This is a genomic window from Flavobacterium sp., assembly GCF_040383245.1.
Taxonomy (GTDB): Bacteria; Bacteroidota; Bacteroidia; order Flavobacteriales; family Flavobacteriaceae; genus Flavobacterium.
The window spans coordinates 96,103-119,090 of the sequence record NZ_JBEIDX010000001.1; the positions used below are offsets into that span (position 1 = coordinate 96,103).

General features: G+C 35.0%; 21 protein-coding genes. 2 read left to right on the forward strand and 19 right to left on the reverse strand.

The window, feature by feature from the left end:
- The first annotated feature begins 10 nt into the window (after positions 1 to 10).
- Positions 11 to 916 carry a pseudouridine-5'-phosphate glycosidase gene (locus ABWO08_RS00425; RefSeq protein ID WP_353082893.1) on the forward strand — a complete coding sequence of 302 codons (906 nt, stop codon included), beginning with the start codon at positions 11 to 13 and terminating at the stop codon, positions 914 to 916.
- Here ABWO08_RS00425 and ABWO08_RS00430 read toward each other — a convergent pair.
- From ABWO08_RS00430 to aspS, 18 genes are all read right to left on the reverse strand, one after another.
- On the reverse strand, positions 911 to 1,351 hold the full coding sequence (locus tag ABWO08_RS00430; RefSeq protein ID WP_353082895.1) for a LexA family protein: 441 nt from the start codon (positions 1,349 to 1,351) through the stop codon (positions 911 to 913). The two genes, ABWO08_RS00425 and ABWO08_RS00430, sit on opposite strands and share 6 nt — an antisense overlap.
- Complete coding sequence (locus ABWO08_RS00435) at positions 1,342 to 2,616, reverse strand: Y-family DNA polymerase (RefSeq protein WP_353082897.1); 1,275 nt, start codon at positions 2,614 to 2,616, stop codon at positions 1,342 to 1,344. The genes ABWO08_RS00430 and ABWO08_RS00435 overlap by 10 nt, the downstream gene beginning before the upstream one ends.
- 127 nt (positions 2,617 to 2,743) lie before the next feature.
- Positions 2,744 to 4,144 (reverse strand): NADH-quinone oxidoreductase subunit N, encoded by a 1,401-nt coding sequence (locus tag ABWO08_RS00440; protein ID WP_353082898.1) that lies wholly within the window; start codon positions 4,142 to 4,144, stop codon positions 2,744 to 2,746.
- 5 nt (positions 4,145 to 4,149) lie between these two features.
- On the reverse strand, positions 4,150 to 5,592 hold the full coding sequence (locus ABWO08_RS00445) for a complex I subunit 4 family protein (protein ID WP_353082900.1): 1,443 nt from the start codon (positions 5,590 to 5,592) through the stop codon (positions 4,150 to 4,152).
- A gap of 10 nt (positions 5,593 to 5,602) precedes the next feature.
- Positions 5,603 to 7,480, reverse strand: coding sequence for an NADH-quinone oxidoreductase subunit L (gene nuoL / locus ABWO08_RS00450; RefSeq protein ID WP_353082902.1), 1,878 nt, complete (start codon positions 7,478 to 7,480; stop codon positions 5,603 to 5,605).
- Between the two features lie 6 nt (positions 7,481 to 7,486).
- A complete protein-coding gene (gene nuoK / locus ABWO08_RS00455; RefSeq protein WP_353082904.1) occupies positions 7,487 to 7,807 on the reverse strand; it encodes an NADH-quinone oxidoreductase subunit NuoK in 321 nt (106 codons plus the stop codon).
- A gap of 1 nt (position 7,808) precedes the next feature.
- The gene (locus ABWO08_RS00460) at positions 7,809 to 8,330 is read right to left on the reverse strand and encodes an NADH-quinone oxidoreductase subunit J family protein (RefSeq protein ID WP_353082906.1); all 522 of its coding nucleotides are present in this window, start codon (positions 8,328 to 8,330) and stop codon (positions 7,809 to 7,811) included.
- Positions 8,331 to 8,332: 2 nt separating this feature from the next.
- The gene (locus ABWO08_RS00465) at positions 8,333 to 8,875 is read right to left on the reverse strand and encodes a NuoI/complex I 23 kDa subunit family protein (protein WP_353082908.1); all 543 of its coding nucleotides are present in this window, start codon (positions 8,873 to 8,875) and stop codon (positions 8,333 to 8,335) included.
- 16 nt (positions 8,876 to 8,891) lie between these two features.
- The gene (gene nuoH / locus ABWO08_RS00470) at positions 8,892 to 9,950 is read right to left on the reverse strand and encodes an NADH-quinone oxidoreductase subunit NuoH (protein WP_353082910.1); all 1,059 of its coding nucleotides are present in this window, start codon (positions 9,948 to 9,950) and stop codon (positions 8,892 to 8,894) included.
- Entirely contained in the window at positions 9,943 to 10,998 is a 1,056-nt protein-coding gene (locus ABWO08_RS00475; RefSeq protein WP_353082912.1) for an NADH-quinone oxidoreductase subunit G, read from the reverse strand. The genes nuoH and ABWO08_RS00475 overlap by 8 nt, the downstream gene beginning before the upstream one ends.
- Positions 10,999 to 11,083: 85 nt before the next feature.
- Positions 11,084 to 12,451 carry an NADH-quinone oxidoreductase subunit NuoF gene (nuoF, locus tag ABWO08_RS00480; protein ID WP_353082914.1) on the reverse strand — a complete coding sequence of 456 codons (1,368 nt, stop codon included), beginning with the start codon at positions 12,449 to 12,451 and terminating at the stop codon, positions 11,084 to 11,086.
- 4 nt (positions 12,452 to 12,455) lie between these two features.
- Positions 12,456 to 12,986, reverse strand: coding sequence for a complex I 24 kDa subunit family protein (locus ABWO08_RS00485; protein WP_353082916.1), 531 nt, complete (start codon positions 12,984 to 12,986; stop codon positions 12,456 to 12,458).
- An 81-nt stretch (positions 12,987 to 13,067) separates the two neighbouring features.
- A complete protein-coding gene (locus tag ABWO08_RS00490; RefSeq protein ID WP_353082918.1) occupies positions 13,068 to 14,303 on the reverse strand; it encodes an NADH-quinone oxidoreductase subunit D in 1,236 nt (411 codons plus the stop codon).
- 26 nt (positions 14,304 to 14,329) lie between these two features.
- Positions 14,330 to 14,851: an NADH-quinone oxidoreductase subunit C gene (locus ABWO08_RS00495; RefSeq protein WP_353082920.1), complete on the reverse strand. Its 522-nt coding sequence runs from the start codon at positions 14,849 to 14,851 to the stop codon at positions 14,330 to 14,332.
- Between the two features lies 1 nt (position 14,852).
- Positions 14,853 to 15,395 carry an NADH-quinone oxidoreductase subunit B gene (locus ABWO08_RS00500; RefSeq protein ID WP_353082922.1) on the reverse strand — a complete coding sequence of 181 codons (543 nt, stop codon included), beginning with the start codon at positions 15,393 to 15,395 and terminating at the stop codon, positions 14,853 to 14,855.
- A gap of 76 nt (positions 15,396 to 15,471) precedes the next feature.
- A complete protein-coding gene (locus ABWO08_RS00505; RefSeq protein ID WP_353082923.1) occupies positions 15,472 to 15,837 on the reverse strand; it encodes an NADH-quinone oxidoreductase subunit A in 366 nt (121 codons plus the stop codon).
- Positions 15,838 to 16,041: 204 nt separating this feature from the next.
- Positions 16,042 to 16,242 carry a cold shock domain-containing protein gene (locus ABWO08_RS00510; RefSeq protein ID WP_326369134.1) on the reverse strand — a complete coding sequence of 67 codons (201 nt, stop codon included), beginning with the start codon at positions 16,240 to 16,242 and terminating at the stop codon, positions 16,042 to 16,044.
- A gap of 219 nt (positions 16,243 to 16,461) precedes the next feature.
- Entirely contained in the window at positions 16,462 to 18,213 is a 1,752-nt protein-coding gene (gene aspS / locus ABWO08_RS00515; RefSeq protein WP_353082925.1) for an aspartate--tRNA ligase, read from the reverse strand.
- A gap of 150 nt (positions 18,214 to 18,363) precedes the next feature.
- Between aspS and ABWO08_RS00520 the strand changes: the two genes are divergently transcribed.
- Complete coding sequence (locus ABWO08_RS00520) at positions 18,364 to 19,356, forward strand: TlpA family protein disulfide reductase (protein WP_353082927.1); 993 nt, start codon at positions 18,364 to 18,366, stop codon at positions 19,354 to 19,356.
- A gap of 105 nt (positions 19,357 to 19,461) precedes the next feature.
- Here ABWO08_RS00520 and ABWO08_RS00525 read toward each other — a convergent pair whose 3' ends face one another.
- Positions 19,462 to 22,929, reverse strand: a complete 3,468-nt coding sequence (locus ABWO08_RS00525; RefSeq protein ID WP_353082929.1) for an efflux RND transporter permease subunit — start codon at positions 22,927 to 22,929, stop codon at positions 19,462 to 19,464.
- Positions 22,930 to 22,988: the final 59 nt, after the last annotated feature.

A 22,988-nucleotide genomic window follows, 5' to 3' on the forward strand; every position in this document is an offset into this window, starting at 1 on the left:
TATAGAAAATTTGATAATTATTAGTCCCGAAGTGCAACAGGCATTAGATGCTAATTTGCCCATTGTTGCCTTAGAGTCGACCATAATTTCCCACGGGATGCCTTGGCCTCAAAATGCTATTACGGCCAAATTAGTTGAGGATGAGGTTCGAAAAAATGGCGCTGTTCCTGCAACTATTGCCATTCGAGACGGAAAATGTTTGGTGGGTTTGCGTGAGGAAGATATTGATTATTTAGGTCAAACTCCGGGCGTTTGGAAAGTGAGTCTTCGAGACATGCCTTATGTAATTGCTAAAAAATTACCTGGAGCAACTACCGTAGCTGCTACCATGCGCATTGCTTCAATGGCTGGAATTAAAATATTTGCTACTGGCGGAATTGGTGGCGTGCATCGTGGTGCTACCGAAACCATGGATATTTCTGCCGATTTAACCGAAATGGCGCATACCAACGTAGCTATTGTAGCTGCAGGTGTAAAATCAATTTTAGATATTGGATTAACTTTAGAATATTTAGAAACTTCTGGAATTCCGGTGGTGACTTATGGACAAGATGCTTTTCCAAGTTTTTACTCTTCAAAAAGCGGATTTCAATCGCCATTGCGCATGGATACACCGCAAGAACTAGCATCACTTTTAAAGGCCAAATGGGACTTAGGTCTAAATGGTTCGGTGTTGATTGCAAATCCAGTTCCAAAAGAATTTGAAATGGAGCAAGAAGCCATAGAAGTACATATTTTAAATGCTTTAAAAGAAGCTGATAAATTGCAAATTAAAGGGAAAGAAGTGACACCATTTTTATTGAAAGCTATTGCGGAACATACCCATGGCGAAAGTTTGGAAGCCAACATTGCACTAATAAAAAACAATGCTAAAATTGCATCTCAAATTGCGGTTGCCTTACACCAAAAGTTATAAGTTTTTAATTACATAGGTTACCATTCCCCAAATTACCAATTCGCTTTCTTCTGTAACTTTTATGGGTTGGTAACTCGGATTTTCCGGCATTAAATACAAGCAATCGTCTTCAACTTGTATGCGTTTTACGGTGAATTCTCCGTCAATAAAACACACGGCAATTTTATTGTTTTGAGGCTCCAAACTTCGATCTACAATTAAAATATCTTTATCGCTAATACCCGCATTTATCATCGAATTTCCATTGACTTTTATATAAAAAGTAGCCAACGGATTTTTACACAATTCTTTATTCAAATCAATCTCATTGCCTAAAAAATCGGTTGCCGGCGAGGGAAAACCAGCCGAAACACCTTCCTTTACATACGGAATTCGGAGTTTGCTTTCAAAATTAGGAAGATGAAATGTAAGCGAAGTTTCTTTTTTTAGTGACATTTTATTTCTAGTAATTCCTTAAAGTTGGTGGTATAATTTGGGGATAAATGATTTTGTTTCATGTTCCAAGTTACTTTTAAATCTTGCGATGCCAATTTCACTTTTCGATTTCCAATTTTTGTATTTAGTGAATCCATTGCTTTCATAAGCGCTAAGTGCTTCGGATTTTCTTCTTCAAATAATTGAAATTGCTTTTTATTTTCATCAATAAATTGGGTTACAATAACCCCTGCTTTTTTAAACTGAAGCCCTTCATTGCCTTCATGCAATTCTTTTAAAATTGCAATGGCAGCATTAGAAATGGTTATGGTAGAATTAGTCGCATAAGGCAGTGTGATTGCCCTGTTGTAATAATATTTTTGGTTTTCATATTTATGCCGATCTACTACAAGCATCACGATAATGGTATGGCAACAGGATTTTTGCTTGCGTAATTTTTCGGCACAAACCGCTGCAAAAGTCGCAATTCGTTCGCGCAAAGCATCCAAATCGGATAGTTGTTTTGGAAAACTTCGGGTGGTGGCAATGCTTTTTTTCTGTTCTTTGATAGGTTCTAAATCCAACACCGATTTTCCTTCCAATTCATACTTTAAGCGCATGCCCAATACGCCCATTTCTTTTCGAATCCAGAATTCGTGTTGGGGTTTGGTAAAGTCATAAGCCGTAAGAATGTTGTGGGCGTGCATCTTCTTTTTTAGTCGGTAGCCAATACCCCACACATCTTCAATTTTAGTCCATTTTAAAGCTTTAATGCGCTTTTCTTCGGTGTCAATTACATAGACGCCTTGCGTACGATCTTGGTATTTTTTGGCAATTTTATTGGCTACTTTGGCCAATGCTTTGGTTGCTGCAAATCCCACACAAACCGGAATTCCAACCCATTTTTGCACTCTGCGTTTCATCTGTAATCCATAGTCATGAAAATCAGAAACTGGCATGCCGTCAAAGTTCAAAAACGCTTCGTCAATGCTGTACACTTCAAGATTTGGAGTGAAGCCTTCTAGAATTTTCATCACCCTATTGCTTAGGTCGCCATACAGCGCATAATTGGACGAGAAGACCTGTACTTTGTTCTGCTTTAGCTCTTGGCGCACTTTAAACTCGGGTGCTCCCATAGGTATCCCTAATGCCTTTGCTTCATTGCTTCTCGAGATAATGCAACCGTCGTTATTTGACAAAATAACGACCGGTTTTCCAATTAAATTAGGTTGGAAAACGCGTTCGCACGAAGCATAAAAATTATTACAATCTACTAAAGCATACATTTTGTAAAATTACAGAATCGGAATTTTAGTTGGGCAACTAACAGTTGTTAAATTTGCCAATTGTTGATAAATAAAAAACCACCAAAATTGCTTTTGATGGTTTTGATATAATTTGAAAAGAGACTTTTTATTTCAATAAATTGGTTACTAATGAAGGATACAATCCGATGATTACATTTAGTAAAATAGAAACTACACCTACTGCATAATACACGAACGGAGTTGCTTGTTTTTCTTCATTAGGCTCTCTAGTGTACATTGCCAAAATTAATTTGAAATAATAACCAACACTTACAATAGAGTTGATTACTCCGGCAATAACCACAACTAAATAACCTGCTTTAATGGTTTGTGTAAACAGCATAAATTTCGCAAAGAAACCAGAGAAAATTGGAATCCCAGCCATAGAAAGTAAAGCTGCAGTTAATACCGCTGCCATTAATGGATTGGTTTTACCTAAGCCATTGAAATTAACTATGTTTTCGTTGTCTTTGTTTCCTGTTACAGTTATGATCACGGCAAATGCTGCAATTCCGGCTAGTGCATAAGCGCTTGTGTAATACAATAAAGTTGAAGAAGAATTGGCCATTGTAAGCAATGCCATCAACATGAATCCAGCGTGTGAAATACCAGAGAAAGCCAACATTCGTTTTACATTATTTTGGCGTAAAGCCATAATGTTTCCAATTGTCATTGAGGCAATAGAAACCACAATAATAATTAGTTGAAATGAGGTTAAAATGTCCTGATTATCGAATGAAGAATTTAAGTTTAATGCGGTTACTAATTTGTATAAAGTAGCGATAGCCACCACTTTTACCAAGGTGCTCATGGTAGCAGTAACTAAAGATGGAGAACCTTCATAAACGTCTGGTGCCCAAAAGTGAAAAGGAACTGCTGCAATTTTAAATAACATTCCAACCACTACTAATATCACTCCAATTGGAAACCAAGAAGGCAATTCGGCAGATAAAGATGCACTCGAAATTTCTGCAACATCAAAGCTACCCATAGCTCCATAAATTAAGCATATTCCAAATAAAATGATTCCGGATGCAAAGGAACCCATAAGGAAATACTTCATTCCGGCTTCGTTACTTTTTATATCCAATCGGCTGCTTCCAGCTAAAATATATAATGCAATAGAAAGGGTTTCAATTCCGATGAAGAACATGGCAAGATTGGTAAATGATACCATTGCAATAGCTCCTGCTAATAGGAAAACCTTGATTGAAATGTAATCGGAAATTTTGGTTGGATGATCTTTATACACCTCATTTCCCATGGCAACAATAAAAATGGTTAGTAGGATAAACAGCGAAGCAAATGCAGAAGACGTTGAATCGGCTGCAATCATATTGCTGTATTTTTCATTTGCAGAAAAACCTAAAGTCCAAAGGTGTAAAGTAGTTCCTAATACTGCTAGTAATCCTAGAATTACTACGGGAACGATTGCTTTTCTTAAATTAAAGATTTCAGCTATAAGACAAAAAACGCCTAAACCTGATAGTGCTATTAGTGTATTCATTTGTATTAGTTAAATCTATTAATTTGAGTTAGAATTTCTTGTACACTTGGGTTAACCAAATCTACAATGGGTTTTGGATGGATTCCGTAGAATAATAAAAAGGCAATTAGTATCACAAATACGATTGTTTCATTTAGGGTTACCTCTGCAAATACTTTGGTGTTGGTTTCGCCAAGCATTACATTTTGGAACATTTTCAACATATAATAAGCCCCTAAAATGATTGTGGTTCCACCTAATACGGCAAACCATATATTTACTTGCGACAAACTGTATAAAACGGTGAATTCTCCAATGAAGTTGAAAGTTCCTGGCAATGCAACAGATGCTAAAACCAAAATCATAAACAACGAAGTAAACTTAGGCGCTTGTGAACGAATTCCGCCTAATTCTTCAATAGTATTTGAATTAAATCTTCTATAAATCACTTCGGCAGCAAAGAACAATCCAACGATTACAAAACCGTGGGCAATCATTTGCGATACCGCTCCGCTGATACCGTCGGCAGTTAAAGTATAACAACCTGCAGCAATTAATCCAACGTGCGCTAATGAAGAATAAGCCAATAATTTCTTAACGTCTTTTTGGCGTAAAGCCACAATCGAACCATAAATTACTCCCGCAATACTCAATCCAATTAGTATTGGCATGTAGGTTTTAGCAGCTAATGGCGCAATAGGAATTTGCCAACGGATCACGCTGTACAATCCCATTTTTAGCATGATACCAGATAAAAGCATCGTTCCAACAGTTGGTGCTTTTTGGTACACTTTTGCTTGCCATGTATGGAAAGGAATAATCGGAATTTTAATTGCGTAGGCTAAAAAGAAAGCAAAGAAAATCCAGAATTGTTCGGTTACTGATAATTTTAATTTCGTTAAATCGGATAGCATGAAACTTCCTGCTTTGTCATATAAATAAGCAAAAGCTACTAGCATAAATAACGATCCTGCAAGTGTGTAAATAAAGAATTTTACCACTGCTTTTTTGCGTTCTTCAAGATCTCCGTTACCCCAAACTAATGCTATAAAATAGATTGGAATTAAAGATAACTCCCAAAAAATATAGTATAACAATCCGTCTGTAGCTAGGAAAGTACCGGTCATTGCAAATGCCATGAACAATACTAAGGCATAGAAATTTTTGGAGTTATTAAATTTATTTGCAAAAGAAGATAACAGAATTATCGGAATTAAAGACACGGTTAATAAAACCATGGCAAGAGCCAATCCATCTGCTTTTAATGCAAAGGATACATTGGGTTGTAAAATCCAAGGATTGTTAAGGCTGATGTCAACCCCACCAAGATAGTGATTTACTAAAACCGTGGTGCAACCTAATGCTGCCAAACTAAAGAATAGTGCCACTTTAGATGCCAATTTATCTCCAGAAACGAAGGTTACTAAGGCACCAATTAAAAGGACAAATAATATAAGGGATACGTTCATTTTCTTTAAATTATTGTGCTAAAAATAAATAACTAACTATGGCTAATACTCCAATTACAAATGCAAAAAGGTACAAACCAATACTTCCAGATTGTAATTTTTTACCTTGATTACTTAACCCATTTGCAACGGTTCCGAAACCATAAACAATCCCTCCAAGAGCAGGCTCAAGAGTAGTTCTAAAGAAGTTGGAAAGTGCGTTTATTGGGGTAATAATTAGGAAGGTGTAGAACTCATCTACATAATATTTATTGTAAATAGCTTTAGAAACACCTGCAATTTCTGAATCTTGTTTTGGAACAAATCCTTGTTTGATGTATTTGGCATACGCCCAAACAATTCCAATGATAGCTCCTGTTAAAGCAATTCCCATTAACATATATTCTTGGCTTCCAAGAGCATGTTCTTCGTGTTTTCCTGCTAAAATTGGTTCTAAGAAATGGTTTAACCAATTGCTTCCTGGTAAATTAATTAATCCACCAACAGTTGCTAATGCAGCTAAAATGATTAATGGTAAGGTAATTAAACTCGGGCTTTCGTGTAAATGGTGTTTTTGTTCTTCGGTACCCCTAAAGTCTCTGAAGAAAGTTAAATACATCAATCTAAACATATAGAAAGCAGTCATGATAGAAGCAATAGATCCGATGATCCATAAGGCTTTATTGTGTTCGAAAGCAACCATTAAAATTTCGTCTTTAGACCAAAATCCAGCAAATGGGAAAATACCTGCAATAGCTAATGTAGAAATCAACATTGTTGCAAAAGTGATTGGCATTGCTTTACGCAAACCACCCATTTTACGCATATCTTGTTCGCCATGTAACGCGTGTATTACCGATCCTGATCCTAAGAACAAACACGCTTTAAAGAAGGCATGTGTAATTACGTGGAAAACGGCAACAGTGTAAGCACCCATTCCTAAGGCTAAAAACATTAACCCTAATTGCGATACGGTAGAATAAGCCAATACTTTTTTAATATCATTTTGTAATAATCCAATTGATGCAGCAACTAAAGCAGTGATTGCTCCAACAATGGCAATGATGTTTTGAACTTCTGGAGTTAAATCGAATAAGAAATTCATTCTTGTAATCATAAAGATACCTGCAGTTACCATCGTTGCAGCGTGGATTAACGCCGAAACTGGTGTTGGACCAGCCATTGCGTCTGGTAACCAAGTGTATAATGGTAATTGCGCTGATTTTCCGGTTGCTCCAATGAAAAGGCATAAAGCAGCCAATCCTAGTAAAGCAGTATTTGCAGTTCCCGCTGATAGGGCTTGTTTCATTTCAACAAAGTTCAAAGTAGAGAACATAAATGCCAATATGAATATTCCAATTAAGAAACCTAAATCTCCAATACGGTTCATGATGAATGCTTTCTTAGCCGCATCATTGTAATCTTGGTTTTTATGCCAAAATCCGATTAGTAAGTAGGAGCAAAGTCCAACGCCTTCCCAACCGATAAACATAACTAGTAAGTTATTTCCAACAACTAAAGTAATCATGAAGAACACAAACAAATTTAAATACGCAAAGAACTTATGCATATTTTCATCCTCGTGCATATAGCTGATCGAATATAAGTGAATTAACGAACCAATTCCGGTTACAAAAAGCAACCATAATAATGATAATTGGTCTAATAAAATTCCGAAATCTACTTTAAGTTTTCCTATTTGGATCCAATCCAATAAGGTAACCGAAACGGGTTTTCCTGTTGCATTTAATTGAAGGAAAAAATACAAACTCATTGCAAATGATACCACAACTGCTATAGTTCCGATAGCACCAGCAATGCTTTTTCCTGCTTTTTTCCCGAAGAAAACATTAAATAAGAACCCAACAAATGGGGTTAATAATAAGAGTAAAACTAAGTTATTGTCCATTAGGGATTATCCTTTTAAGTTCTTTAAATTTGAGATATCAACCGATCCAATATTTCGGAAAACCGAAACTAGTAATGCCAATCCAACGGCTACTTCGGCAGCAGCAACAGCCATCGAGAAGAATACAAATACTTCTCCTTTAGGATCTTGCCAGTAGGTTGCAAATGCAATAAATAACAAGTTCACGGCATTTAGCATAATTTCGATTGACATGAAAACGATGATGGCATTTCTTCTATATAACACTCCAAAAATTCCGATACAAAAAAGTAAAACGGAAAGGAAAATGTAATTTTCAATACCTATTTGATTTAATATATTTTCCATATTATTTAGATGTTTTTTCTTTTTTAGACAATAATACTGCTCCAATCATTGCAACTAATAATAATATTGAAGCAAATTCAAACGGAACCATAAATCCGTCTTTATCGTCTAATAAAACGGTTCCTAATTTTTTTATCGATTGGAAATCTTCGTGACTGGTATAATATTCGCCAACAAATGGTTTTGAATACATGAATATTAATACCAAGGCAGTGCTCAATAATACAAAAACGGTGATAGCACCAAGTCTGGTAATTCTAGGTTTGTGCACTTCATCTTCTTTGTTTAAATTCATTAACATGATGGTAAATAAGAAGAGCACCATGATGGCTCCCGAATACACGATTATATGTACAATTGCTAAAAATTGTGCATTAAATAATAAGTAATGACCTGCAATTGAAAAGAAGCACAACACTAAATAAATAGCACTATGAATTGGGTTTTTACTGTAAATTGTTAAAAAGGCTGTTGCCAGTGTAAAAGCCGCTAGGATATAAAATATAATAAGTACTGGTGCCATAATTAATTTAGGTTTTTAGTATTTGCTATAGCCATCTCTAAAGGCATAACCAATTTGTCTTTTCCAAAAATAAAATCTTCTCTATGGTACTGCGCAGGAACTAATTCTTTTGAAATTGTTAAGTAAATTGCGTCTTTTGGACAAGCCTCTTCACACAATCCGCAGAAAATGCAACGCAACATATTGATTTCATAGATCTCAGCATATTTTTCTTCGCGGTACAAATGTTTCTCATCTGGTTTACGCTCGGCAGCTTTCATAGTAATTGCTTCGGCAGGGCATGATAGTGCGCACAAACCACAAGCAGTACAATTTTCTCTACCTTGTTCGTCGCGTTTCAACATGTGTTGACCACGATACACAGGACTAAATTCCCGAACTTGTTCTGGATAATGAATGGTTGCTTTTTTGCTAAAAAAGTGTTTGATGGTAATCCACAAACCTTTTACAATAGCAATCAGGTATAGTCTTTCTAAAAAAGTCATTTCCTTATTGGAAACCTGCTTTTTACTGCCTGATAATGAAATATTTTGTATTGATGACATAATTGTTATTTCCTAATTAAAACCCTAAATAAGTTAAAATTTCACCTCTTAAATTGATAATTCCTGTAATGATAATATTTACAATTGATAGCGGAATTAAGATCTTCCAACCTAAATTCATCAATTGATCGTATCTAAATCTTGGTATCTTCCATCGAATCCACATAAAGAAGAAGATGAAAAAGCAAAGTTTTGTAAACAACGCTCCCATTCCAATTATATTTCCAAGATTTACACCCCAATTTTCAACAACCCAACTCATTCCCGGGTAGTTATAACCACCAAAGAACAATACAGATATAATAGTTGAAGAGATGAACATATTAGCATATTCTGCAAATAAATAGAATCCCATTTTCATGGAAGAATACTCCGTGTGGTAACCCCCAATTAATTCTGATTCGCATTCTGCTAGATCGAAAGGCGTTCTATTGGTTTCTGCGAAAGCACAAATCAAAAAGATAAGAAATGATAACGGTTGATAGAAAACATTCCAATGAAAACCATGTTGTTGTACCGAAATTTCTTTCAAGCTCAACGTTCCAGTCATCATCAATAAAGCAATCATCGACAATCCCATGGCAATTTCATAAGAAACCATTTGTGAAGCAGCACGAACCGCACCCATTAAAGAGAACTTATTATTCGATGCCCATCCACCAATCATGATTCCGTATACTCCAATAGAAACTATTGCAAAAATATAAAGCAATGCACTATCAGTATCAGTAGCTTGAAGTATAACATCCTTACCAAAAATATGTAATTTATCCCCCCACGGAATTACAGCACTGGTCATTAAAGCCGCACTCATTGCGATGGCTGGTCCTACAAAAAACAAAAATCTATTTTTTGTATCTGGTTCAAACTCTTCTTTTGCAAAAAGTTTCATTCCGTCTGCAAGTGGTTGTAATAAACCTCCCCATCCCGCACGATTAGGGCCAACTCTATCTTGAAGAAAAGCAGCAACTTTACGTTCTGCCCAAGTAGAATACATGGCCATGATCATTGTTACAGCAAATACTACAACAATAATCACACTTTTTTCTACAATGAAGGCGGTACTACTATCCATTTTGTTTAGTATTTATTGGGTTACCATCTATTTTTTCGTTGTATGCAATCTCGGTCATACTAATTTTTTTACGGTCTTGATCTCTTCCTTGAAGAATACCTTTTTCAGTTTCAATCACTACTTTTTCAGTGGTGTTGTATTTTTTATTTTGGTTGATAACGGAATCTTTTTCGAATTTTCTAGGTCCTTCGATAACCCAATCCGAAACTTCCTTTTTATCAAAACGACATGTATTACAGATAAAATCTTCTACCTCATGATACTCGTCTTTTCTTGCTGTAACTCTTTGTATTTCGTTTCCAAACATCCAAACTGTTGTTTTTCCGCAACATCCTGGAGTAGTACATTCTCTGTGTGCATTGAATGGTTTGTTAAACCAAACTCTCGATTTGAATCTAAACGTTTTATCTGTTAAAGCTCCAACCGGACATACATCAATCATGTTTCCAGAGAACTCATTATCAATAGCTGCAGATACACAAGTCGAAATTTGAGAATGATCTCCACGGTTTAAAACTCCGTGAACTCTACCATCGGTTAATTGATCGGCAACTTCTACACAGCGTTGGCATACAATGCAACGGTTCATGTGTAATTGAATTTTGTCGCCAATATTTTCTGGTTCGAATGTTCTTTTTTCTTCTATGAAACGCGTTTCCGATTTTCCGTGTTCGAAACTTAAGTTTTGCAAATCACATTCTCCCGCCTGATCGCACACTGGGCAATCTAATGGGTGGTTGATTAAAAGAAACTCGGTTACCGCTTTACGCGCTTCCGTAACTCTTTCTGAAGATTTGCTGGCAACTTCCATTCCGTCTTGACATCCTGTTACACAAGATGCTACTAGTTTTGGCATTGGTCGTGGATCCGCTTCGCTTCCTTTAGTTACATCAACTAAGCAACAACGGCATTTTCCACCGGTACCTTTTAGTTTAGAATAATAACACATGGCTGGCGGAACAGATTCTCCACCAATCATTCGAGCTGCTTGCAGGATGGTTGTTCCTGGTGCTACTTCAATTTCTTGACCGTCTATGGTTACTTTCATTATAATTTTTGTTTTTTTAGTTTTAAGTTTAAAGTTTCGTTTTGTACAATTTGAAACTTAAATAACTTGAAACCGGAAACTATTTTTAAACTTCTTGCTTTGTTATTAAATGCCTTACTTTTTCAAAAGGTTCAGCTACAAAGTGATTTCTATTTTTTACTTTTTCTGGGAAACGAATGTGGTATTCAAACTCGTCTCTAAAATGGCGAATTGCCGCAGCAACTGGCCAAGAAGCAGCATCTCCTAATGGACAAATGGTGTTTCCTTCAATTTTAGATTGGATGCTCCATAATAATTCGATATCTTCTTCACGACCTTGACCGTTTTCAATTCTCCACAAAACTTTTTCTAACCAACCTGTTCCTTCTCTACAAGGGGTACATTGTCCGCAGCTTTCATGGTGATAAAATCTTGAAAAATTCCAAGTGTTGCGAACAATACAAGCTCTATCATCATACACAATAAATCCACCTGAACCTAGCATCGAACCAGTCGCAAAACCTCCATCAGATAAACTTTCGTAAGTCATTAATCGGTCTTCGCCAGCAGCTGTTTTATAGATTAAATTAGCTGGTAAAATAGGCACCGAACTTCCTCCTGGCACCAATGCTTTAAGTGGTCTGTCCGTTTGCATTCCGCCACAATATTCATCCGAATTCATGAATTCATAAACAGATAAGCCCAATTCAATTTCGTAAACGCCTTGGTTTTTAATATTTCCAGAAGCCGAAATTAATTTGGTTCCTGTAGAACGACCTATTCCTATTCCTGCATAATCAGCACCTGAATTATTTACGATCCAAGGCACAGCAGCAATTGTTTCTACGTTATTTACTACGGTTGGATTTTGCCAAAGTCCTTTTACAGCAGGAAATGGTGGTTTTAATCTAGGATTTCCACGATTTCCTTCTAAACTTTCTAAAAGTGCAGTTTCTTCACCGCAAATGTAGGCTCCACCACCAATTTGAACATAAAGTTCTAAATCGTATCCAGATCCTAATATATTTTTACCCAACCACCCAGCAGCTTTTGCTTCGGCGATGGCTTTTTCTAATATTTTATAAACCCACATGTATTCTCCACGAATGTAGATGTAAGATAGGTTGGCACCCAATGCGTAACTTGAAGTAATCATTCCTTCTATTAATAAGTGCGGAATGTATTCCATTAAGAAACGGTCTTTGAAAGTACCTGGTTCCGATTCGTCTGCATTACAAACTAAATGTCTTGGGTTACCCGATTTTTTGTCGATGAAACTCCATTTCATTCCGGCTGGAAATCCTGCGCCACCACGACCACGAAGTCCCGAAGTTTTTACTTCTTCTACAACTTCATCCGGGGTCATTTTTTTCAACGCTTTTTCTACCGATGCATAACCGCCTTCTTTGCGGTATACTTCATAAGTTTTTATCCCCGGAACATTGATTTTGTCTAATAATATTTTTCTTCCCATGATACTATTTATCGTGTAAAGTGATTTTTCCGTCTTTACAGTCAGAAATTAACTGATCAATTTTTTCTTTGGTTAAATGCTCTTGGTAAAAATCTCCCAATTGCATCATTGGTGCATAACCACAAGCACCTAGACATTCCACTCCGCGAACTTCAAATTGTCCGTCGGCAGTTGGTTCACCTACTTTTACTCCAAGTTTAGAACACGTATAATCCATTAAATCTTCAACCCTATTTTGACAACATGGCGAAGTTTGACAAAATTCAAACATGTATTTTCCAATTGGTCTTTGGTTAAACATGGTGTAAAAAGTCACCACTTCAAAAACTTCAATAGGTTGTATTTCTAGAATTTCAGCTACTTTTATTTGTAAATCGGTGCTTAACCAATTGTCATGAGCATCTTGAACTTCATGCAATACAGGAAGTAAAGCCGATTTCTTTTTGCCTTCCGGATAATGACTGATTAATTCATTGATGCGTGTCATCAAAGATTCAGTCATGTTTATTTCTTGTTGGATATTTGTTTTTTCCATTTTTATTATTTTAAATTTTGAATTATAAATTTTAAATGGTTTGAATAATTTATAATTTAAAATTCATCATTTACAATTTCATTATGCGTCTAATTCTCCTGCAATTACATTTAAACTGGATAATATTACAATAGCATCCGATAACATGCCGCCTTTAATCATTTCGGTATACGCTTGGTAATAAATAAAGCAAGGTCTTCTAAAGTGTAAACGGTACGGTGTTCTACTACCATCGGTTACTAAGTACATTCCTAATTCTCCGTTACCACCTTCTACAGCATGATATATTTCGGCAACCGGAACTGGAACTTCACCCATCACAATTTTGAAGTGATAAATTAAACTTTCCATATTGTGGTATACATCTTCTTTTGGTGGAAGGTAATAATCAGGAACATCAGCATGAATTGGACCTTCAGGTAATTTTGCTAATGCTTGACGGATGATGCTTATACTTTCCCAAACTTCTGCATTACGAACACAAAAACGATCGTAGGTATCTCCTGATTTTCCTACGGGAACTTCAAAATCAAAGTCTTCATATGAAGAATAGGGTTGTGCTTTTCTTACATCATAATCAATTCCTGCAGCTCTTAAATTCGGACCTGTTAATCCGTATTGCATAGCCAATTCCGCAGTTATTGGACCCACATTAACCGTACGATCAATAAAGATTCTATTTCTTTCGAATAGGTTTTCAAATTCTTTCCAAGCAACTGGAAAATCAGTTAAGAAAGTATCTAATTTTTTGAATGCCTCTTCAGACCATTCTCTTTCAAATCCACCAATTCTACCCATGTTGGTAGTCAATCGAGCACCACAAATTTCTTCGTAGATTTCGTATATTTTTTCTCTAAATTGAAATACATATAAAAATCCAGTATAGGCCCCGGTATCAACACCAAGAATCGAATTACAAATTAAGTGATCTGCAATTCGAGCCAATTCCATTACGATAACTCTTAAATATTGAGCTCTTTTTGGAACTTCAATTTCTAAAAGTTTTTCAACTGTCATCCACCAAGCCATGTTATTGATAGGCGAAGAACAGTAGTTCATACGATCTGTCAAGACATTTACTTGATAAAATGGACGGTTTTCTGCAATTTTTTCGAAGGCACGATGAATGTAACCAATGGTTGGTTCTGCATCAAGAATTCGCTCTCCATCCATCAACAAGATATTTTGAAAAATACCATGTGTTGCTGGGTGCGTTGGCCCAAGATTTAATATTGAAAGTTCGCTTCCGTCTTCGTTGCGCGTCTGTTCAATGATTTTGGCATAGCGATGCTCTGGTAATAATAATAAGTCTGACATCTTAAATTATAAATTGATAATTAAAATTATCCATTATTTGCTGTTCTTCCAAAGAAACGATCGTCTTTATCTGTTCTTCCGCCATCTTCCATTGGGAATTCTTTACGCATTGGATGAGAAACCATCTCAGGCATATTTAAAATTCGTTTCAATTGTGGATGACTAATAAAATTAATGCCATAAAAATCGAAAGTTTCTCTTTCCATCCAATTGGCAGTTAAAAATAAATCGGTAATTGTATTTACTTCTGGATTTTCTCCAGATAAATAAGTTGTGATTCTTAATCGAACATTTTCTACCCAATTGTGCATGTGATACACTACAGCAAACTGATGGCTTGCTTCATTTTCTGGATAGTGGACTCCACATAAATCGGTTAAGAAATGGAAGTTTAAATCTTCTTCAACTTTAAGGGTTCGAATTACTTCGTGAATTGCATCAGGGGTAGCTTCGAAAGAAAAAATATCGCGACTCATTTGAAAGTTCAAAACTTTATCGCCAAATGTTTTGATTAATTTTTCTTGTATTGTGTTCGTTTCTAAAGCCATATTATAGGTTATAAGAAGCTAATAATTCTTTATATTCTGGTGAATTTCTTCGTCTTACCGATTCGTTCTTTACCAATTCTTGCAACTGCATTACGCCGTCTACAATTTGTTCTGGTCTTGGAGGACAACCAGGAACATATACATCTACAGGGATTACTTTATCGATTCCTTGTAAAACAGAATAGGTGTCAAAAACCCCACCCGAAGTAGCACAAGCACCTACAGCAATTACCCATCTAGGCTCGCTCATTTGCTCATATACTTGACGTAAAATAGGCGCCATTTTTTTAGAAATAGTTCCCATAACTAATAACATATCCGCTTGACGAGGAGAAAAACTCACACGCTCCATACCAAAACGAGCTAAGTCATAATGCGATGCCATTGTTGCCATGAACTCAATTCCGCAGCAAGAAGTTGCAAATGGAAGAGGCCAAAGCGAATTGGCTCTAGCTAATCCAACAACATCGTTAAGCTTTGTTGCGAAAAATCCTTCTCCTGTAACTCCTTCTGGAGGAGCAACCATTTTTGTATCTTTATTCATTTCATTTGGAATTTTGAAATATAAATTTTAAATGAAAACTAATTTAAAATTCAACAGTTATAATTTAAAATATTTTTTACTCCCACTCTAGGGCTTTCTTTTTGATAATATAAAAGAATCCTACTAAAAGCAATAACATAAATACAATCATTTTTAGCATACCATCAAGACCTAATTCTTTAAAATTTATTGCCCAAGGATATAAAAATATAACCTCCACATCAAAAAGTACAAAAAGTATGGCTACCAAAAAATATTTAACAGAGAATGGGATACGCGCATTTCCTACAGATTCTATTCCACACTCAAAGTTTTTATCTTTATTTTTCGAATGTCTTTTTGGACCTAAAAAGCTTGATCCAATGATAGTTGCAACAACAAATCCTATTGCAAGAAGTGCTTGCATTAGTATTGGAATATAGTCATGTTGTGTAGATTGCATAGCGTAAATTTTTTAGTCTTTTTTAAAATTTGCACAAATATACATTGCATTATTTAATTCGCAAAAACCTAGGGTTAATCGTTTCATAAATATTGGTTAAAATCAGTTATTTAAACCAATTCTAAATAAAATAATTAGGTATAAAAAAACGCCCCAAATTATTGGGGCGTTTTAACCATTGAGGTAACCAAAAAATAATATATATTAGTCTTCGATAACTACTACTTGAGCAGCCACTTTACCTTTTCTTCCTTCTTCTTCTTCGTAAGAAACTTTATCACCTTCGTTTAGTGACTCCGCTTTAATACCTGTAGCATGAACGAAAATGTCTTTTCCATTTTCATCATCTGTAATGAATCCGTAACCTTTTGATTCATTGAAAAATTTAACTGTTCCTGTGCGCATTTTATAATGTAAAAAATTAATAATGTTCAAAGATATACTTATTTATGACATAGCAAACAAAAAATAAATAAAAAATGAAAATATTTTTAACAAAGTTGATTTATAAATGAATGATTTTCAAGTAAATATTTGAATAATTTTCATTAAATTAAATAAAAAAGCAGATATTTTTTATAATTTAAATAACTGCTTTCAAATTAGTTGCGAATTTGATATTAATTACCTCATATCCAATTTGATATGTAATTCGTTCAATTGCAATTCATCAATTACCGATGGAGCGTCAATCATAACGTCTCTACCTGAATTATTTTTTGGGAATGCTATAAAATCTCTAATAGTTTCTTGACCGCCAAGAATTGCTACCAATCGATCCAATCCAAAGGCTAAACCTCCGTGAGGTGGCGCTCCAAATTGGAAAGCATCCATTAAGAATCCAAATTGATTGCGGGCTTCTTCTTCGGTGAAACCTAAATATTTAAACATCAATTGTTGGGTTGCTTTATCGTGAATACGAATTGAACCTCCACCAATTTCATTTCCATTTAACACCATATCATAAGCATTAGCACGAACTTTACCTGGGTTGGTTGCTAGCAATTCCATGTCTTCTGGTTTAGGAGACGTAAATGGATGGTGCATTGCATGCCATCTTCCTGATTCTTCATCTAATTCTAATAATGGAAAATCAACTACCCATAATGGAGCAAATTCGGCTGGATTTCTTAATCCCAAACGCGTTGCTAATTCCATTCTTATTGCTGAAAGTTGTGTTCTTGTTTTATCTGCTGGGCCCGAAAGCACAAAAATCATATCACCCGCTTTAGCACCTGTAGCTTTTGCCCATTGTGCTAAATCGGCTTGATCGTAAAATTTATCTACCGATGATTTAAAAGTTCCGTCTTCTTCACATTTTACATAAACCATTCCTGTAGCACCAATTTGTGGACGTCTTACCCAATCAATTAAGGCATCTATTTCTTTTCTTGTAAAAGCGGCACAACCTGGTGCAGCAATACCAACTACTAATTCGGCCGAGTTAAATACCGGAAATTCTTTATGTTGTGCAACGGCATTTAATTCACCAAACTCCATTCCGAAACGGATATCTGGCTTGTCATTTCCGTAGGTTTTCATGGCGTGATCGTATGTCATTCTTGGGAATTTCTCAACATCCAATCCGTGTATTTCTTTCAGTAAATGTCGGGTTAATCCTTCAAAAACATTTAAGATATCTTCTTGTTCTACAAAGGCCATTTCGCAATCGATTTGAGTGAACTCCGGCTGTCTATCTGCACGCAAATCTTCATCTCGGAAACATTTTACAATTTGAAAATATTTATCCATTCCACCCACCATCAATAATTGTTTGAAAGTCTGTGGTGATTGCGGAAGCGCATAAAATTGTCCTTCGTTCATTCTACTTGGCACCACAAAATCTCTTGCTCCTTCGGGAGTAGATTTAATTAAATAAGGTGTTTCTACTTCGCAGAAATCTAAATTAGAAAGGTAATTTCTAACCGCTTGCGCTACTTTATGACGAAAAAGCAAACTGTTTTTTACCGGGTTTCTTCTTATATCTAGGTAACGGTATTTCATTCGGATGTCTTCACCACCATCGGTTTCATCTTCAATTGTAAACGGCGGTGTTAAAGAAGCATTAAGAATTGTCATTTCGGTAACCAAAATTTCGATATCTCCTGTTGGCATATTTTTATTTTTGGCTTCACGCTCAATAACAGTTCCTTTTACCTGAATTACAAATTCTCTTCCAAGAGTTTTAGCCAACTCGAAAACGCTTTTTTCTGAACGACTTTCGTCAAATAATAATTGCGTAATCCCATAACGGTCGCGCAAATCAACCCAATTCATAAATCCTTTATCTCTTGATTTTTGAACCCATCCCGCAAGGGTAACTTGGGTATTAACATGACTAGCGTTTAATTCGCCACAATTATGACTTCTATACATTGGAATTATTTTTTTAAATATCAGTTCGACCTTTGGTCTCGAGTGCAAAAGTAAAAAACTTCCAACGAAATAAACACTAAATTTTTCTTAATGATGAAATGGCATAAATATTTTTGTATACATTTGGTTTAATTAATCAATAAAAAAAATATGAAAAAAATAGTTATAATTTTATGTGCAATTGCGATGACTGCATTTGGGTTTGCACAAGAAAAGGTAAGTTTTCAGGCAGAGATTGCAAATAGAAACGGAGATGTTATTTACATTAAAGACAATAAAAATGCAATTGTCAAAGAAATAAAAGTTGACAAGAGTGGTTTGTTTTCTGACAAATTTGATGTTAAAGATGGTTTTTATGTTCTGTTCGATGGTCAAGAATATGCTCAATTATTTTTGAAACCAGGATTTGATTTGAAGTTAAAAATGGATGCAAAACTATTTGACGAAACTCTTTCTTATACAGGAAAAGGATCAGGAGAGAACAACTTCTTAGCTCAGCAAGCAATAAGCAACGAAGTTTTTGGAACTGAAAACTTTACAAAAGAAAAAGATGCATTTTATTTGGCTTTTGATGAAAAAAAGAAAACCGATTTTGAAAAATTAGAAAAAGGTGATTTTGATGCTAATTTTAAAGCTCAAGTTAAAAAGAACATGACTCAAGAGTTTTTTGGGATGCAAATGGAATACAAATCTTCACAAGCCCTTAAAAATGTTGTAGGAAAAGCAGCGCCAACTTTTGATTATGAAAATCACGCTGGTGGTAAAACTAAATTATCAGATTTAGAAGGTAAGTATGTTTATATTGATGTTTGGGCAACTTGGTGTGGACCTTGCAGAGGAGAAATTCCTTTTCTTCAAAAAATTGAAGAAAAATACCACGATAAAAAAATTGCTTTTGTAAGTATTTCTGTTGATGAAGATAAAGACCACGAAAAATGGAAAAAATTTGTGACCGATAAATCACTTGGTGGAATTCAATTATTTGCAGATAAAAACTGGTATTCTGAATTTATTACCTCATTTGGAATTAATTCAATTCCGAGATTTATATTAATTGATCCAAAAGGTGTTGTGCTTAGCGCAGATGAATTAAGACCTTCAGATTCTAAATTACAAGAAAAATTAGACAGCTTATTGAACTAATTTAAATTTATAAATATAAAAAAGGGCGTTTCATATGAAACGCCCTTTTTTTACTCTCTATATATTTGTCACATTGAGCTTGTCGAAATGACCGAAGAAATTAAATTATTCTTCTGTGCTTATTCTTGATTGTCTTTGATCACGAAGCCAATATTTTACTCGTTTTACCAAGTAGAACATTACAGGAACCATGATTAATGTTAGGACAGTTGCATAGGTTAATCCGAAGATAATGGTCCAGGCTAAAGGTCCCCAGAATATTACATTATCACCACCAATGAATAGGTGTGGATTTAAATCGGTAATTAATCCGAAGAAGTCAAAGTTTAATCCAATTGCCAACGGAATTAATCCTAATACCGCAGTTAAAGCAGTTAATAATACTGGTCTTAAACGCGATTTTCCAGATTCGATAATGACTTCTTTTATTTCTTCAAGTGATAAATCATCGTGGCTTGCTAGATGTTTATCGGCTACTTTTTTATCTAATAATAAAACAAAGAAATCCATCAATACAATTCCGTTTTTCACTACAATTCCAGCTAATGAGATGATTCCCATCATGGTCATAAGAATTACGAAATCCATTCCAGCAATAACATATCCGTAGAATACACCACTAAAACTTAAGATTACGGTAAACAAAATAACCATCGTTTTTGAAACGGAATTAAATTGTAAAACGATAATAATTGTGATTCCTGCCAATGCTAAGAATAAAGCATACATTAGGAAACTTTGATTTTTTCCTTGCTCTTCTTGAACTCCCGAAAACGAGTAGCATACTGTTTTTGGTAACTCAAAACCTTTTAATTCGGTTTTAATTTGTTTTGTAATTTCATCTCCGTTATAACCTGTCAATACATTTGAATAAACCGTCATTACACGTTTTTGGTTTTTTCTTTTGATTTGGTTATAAGTAGTTGTTTTTTCTGTTTGTGAAACGGCAGAAATTGGCACTTGCATCATTTGTCCATTATTCTGGTTTCTAAAAGTTAGCGATTGATTGAAAAGAATATTTTCGTTCTTGCGTTGGTCGTCTTGCATACGCATGGTAATGTTATAATCGTCATCTCCTTCTTTGTATGTAGAAATTTCTTGACCATAAACCGAACGACGCAAATTAAATCCTAATTGGCCTGTTGACACACCAAGGCTTCCTGCATTTACTCGATCAACTTTTACTTCTAGCTCCGGACTTTCTTTATTTACATCCACACTTAATTTTTCAATTCCTGGGATGTTTTTGGCATTGATAAAAGCAATCATTTTATCGGCTTCTCTCAACATTTCGTCATAATCAGTACCAGTTAATTGAATACTAATAGGGTAACCTGCAGGAGGTCCATCTGCATTTTTTTCAACTATAACCGTAGCGCCTGCGATTCCTTTTACTTTACCTCGAATTTCTTCTAATATGTCTGCAGTATTTATTCCTTTACGGAATTTGAATTCAGAAAAATTCACGGTTACTTTTCCTTTGTAAGGTGTTTCAGAAGCTGATCCTGCATCAACATTTGGATTACCGGCACCAACACCAACTTGAGAAACAATAGATTCAGCTAAGAAGTTACTCTTAGTATCCTCATCAACATATTTACTCAAAATACTAATTACTTGTTTTTCTACAAATAAGGTAGCCTTGTTCGTTTTTGCAATATCAGTCCCTTGTGGATATTCAATGTAAGTAATTACTTGATTTGGAATGTTATCTGGGAAAAACAATACTTTTCTTGGGAAAATTCCAAGTAGCATAAAAGAGAAAAATAACAATCCAATAATTCCAACTAAAGCAAACCAAGCTTTTTTTCCAGTTAATATTTTAGCTAAGAAATTCTTGTATTTATCTTCCATTTTCGGAAAGAAACTGTACTGAAAATCTTGAGTCCATTGGTATAATTTTAATTTGTATAACCACATTAACCCTAGTGAAATAATGGCTAAATGGCCAATTCCTCGCGCTAATTTTGAATCGAATATATTTCCGATAAGGACAAAAATAACAGCAATAATTGTAAATATTATGGTGTATAATTTTGCCGATTTTTTAGTTACATTTCTATCTGTAGTATCCATAGAACCTCCCGTCATAGCAGCATTCACAACCATTGCCACGAATAAAGATGCGGTTAAAGTAACAGTTAATGTAATTGGGAAATATTTCATGAATTTACCCATTGTTCCAGGCCATAGCAAGAACGGTAGAAAGGCCATTAATGTGGTTGCTGTTGAAGAAATTACAGGCCAAGCGATTTCACCAATTCCAATTTTGGAAGCTGAAACGCGATCCATTCCTTTTTGCATGTTGGCAAATACATTGTCAACCACCACAATTCCGTCGTCAACAAGCATTCCTAATCCCATTACTAATCCAAAAAGTACCATAGTATTTAAGGTTAATCCAAATGCAGATAGAATACTAAACGCCATCAACATAGATAAAGGAATTGCCGCTCCAACAAATAAAGAGTTTCTTAATCCCATGGTAAACATTAACACAATCATTACCAACACAATTCCAAAAATGATGTGGTTGGATAGTTCGTCTACTTGGTGTTCAACTCTTGATGATTGATCGTTTGTTAATTGTAATTCAAGGTTAGAGGGCAAATACGATGTTTTTGCTTTTTCTAGTTTTTCTTTTACTTGCTCAATCGCAGAAATCATGTTTTGATTGGAACGCTTTTTCACGTTTAACATAACAACTTCTTTCCCCGATTCACGAGCATAAGTAGTTTTTTCTTTTTCTTTAAAGCTAATAGTTGCAATATCTTTAAGGTATACAGTACCTCCATAAGACTTGACAATTATATTTTCTAATTCTTTCGGGTCTTTAATTTCCCCTACAATTCTAATGTTGTTTCTTGAACCTTGTGAAATCAAATTTCCACCCGAAAGGGTCATGTTTTCATATTTCACAGCGTTTTGAATTTCGTCAAAAGAAACTTGAGCAGCGGTCATTTTGAAAATATCAACTGCAATTTCAACCTCTTTATCATCCACTCCAAGTATCTCTATTTTTTTAACTTCTGGGATTTCTTCAATATCGTCTTGAAGCAATTCACCATACTTTTTAAGTTGTTGTGTAGTGTAATTTCCTTTTAAGTTGATGTTTAAAATAGGCACTTCTTCCGAAATATTTAATTCGAAAACATTCGGCTCCACTTTACTTCCGTTGTCTAAATTTGGCCAATCGGTATCTGCTTTTGAGAAATCTACTTTGTCTTTAATTTTAACTTTTGCATCCTCAATAGTTACTTTGTCGGCAAACTCTACGATGATCATTCCATAATCTTGAAATGAACTTGAAGTAATTTTTTCAACACCCGAAATGTTTTTAAACTCCTTTTCAAGTGGTTTAATTACTAATTTTTCAACATCCTCGGCTGAATTCCCAGGAAAAACAGTAGAAATATATACCTTGTTTTCAATGATTTCAGGAAAATCCTCACGAGGCATTGTGATATAAGCAACTGTTCCTGTGATTACAATTAACAAGGTCAAAATATAAACAGTAACTCGATTATCTACTGCCCAATTTGAAATACTAAATTCTTTATTTTTATGACTCATAATTTTAGTTTCAGGTTTAAAGTTTAAAGTTTCAGCTGGAGCTAAAATTTTTAAACTTT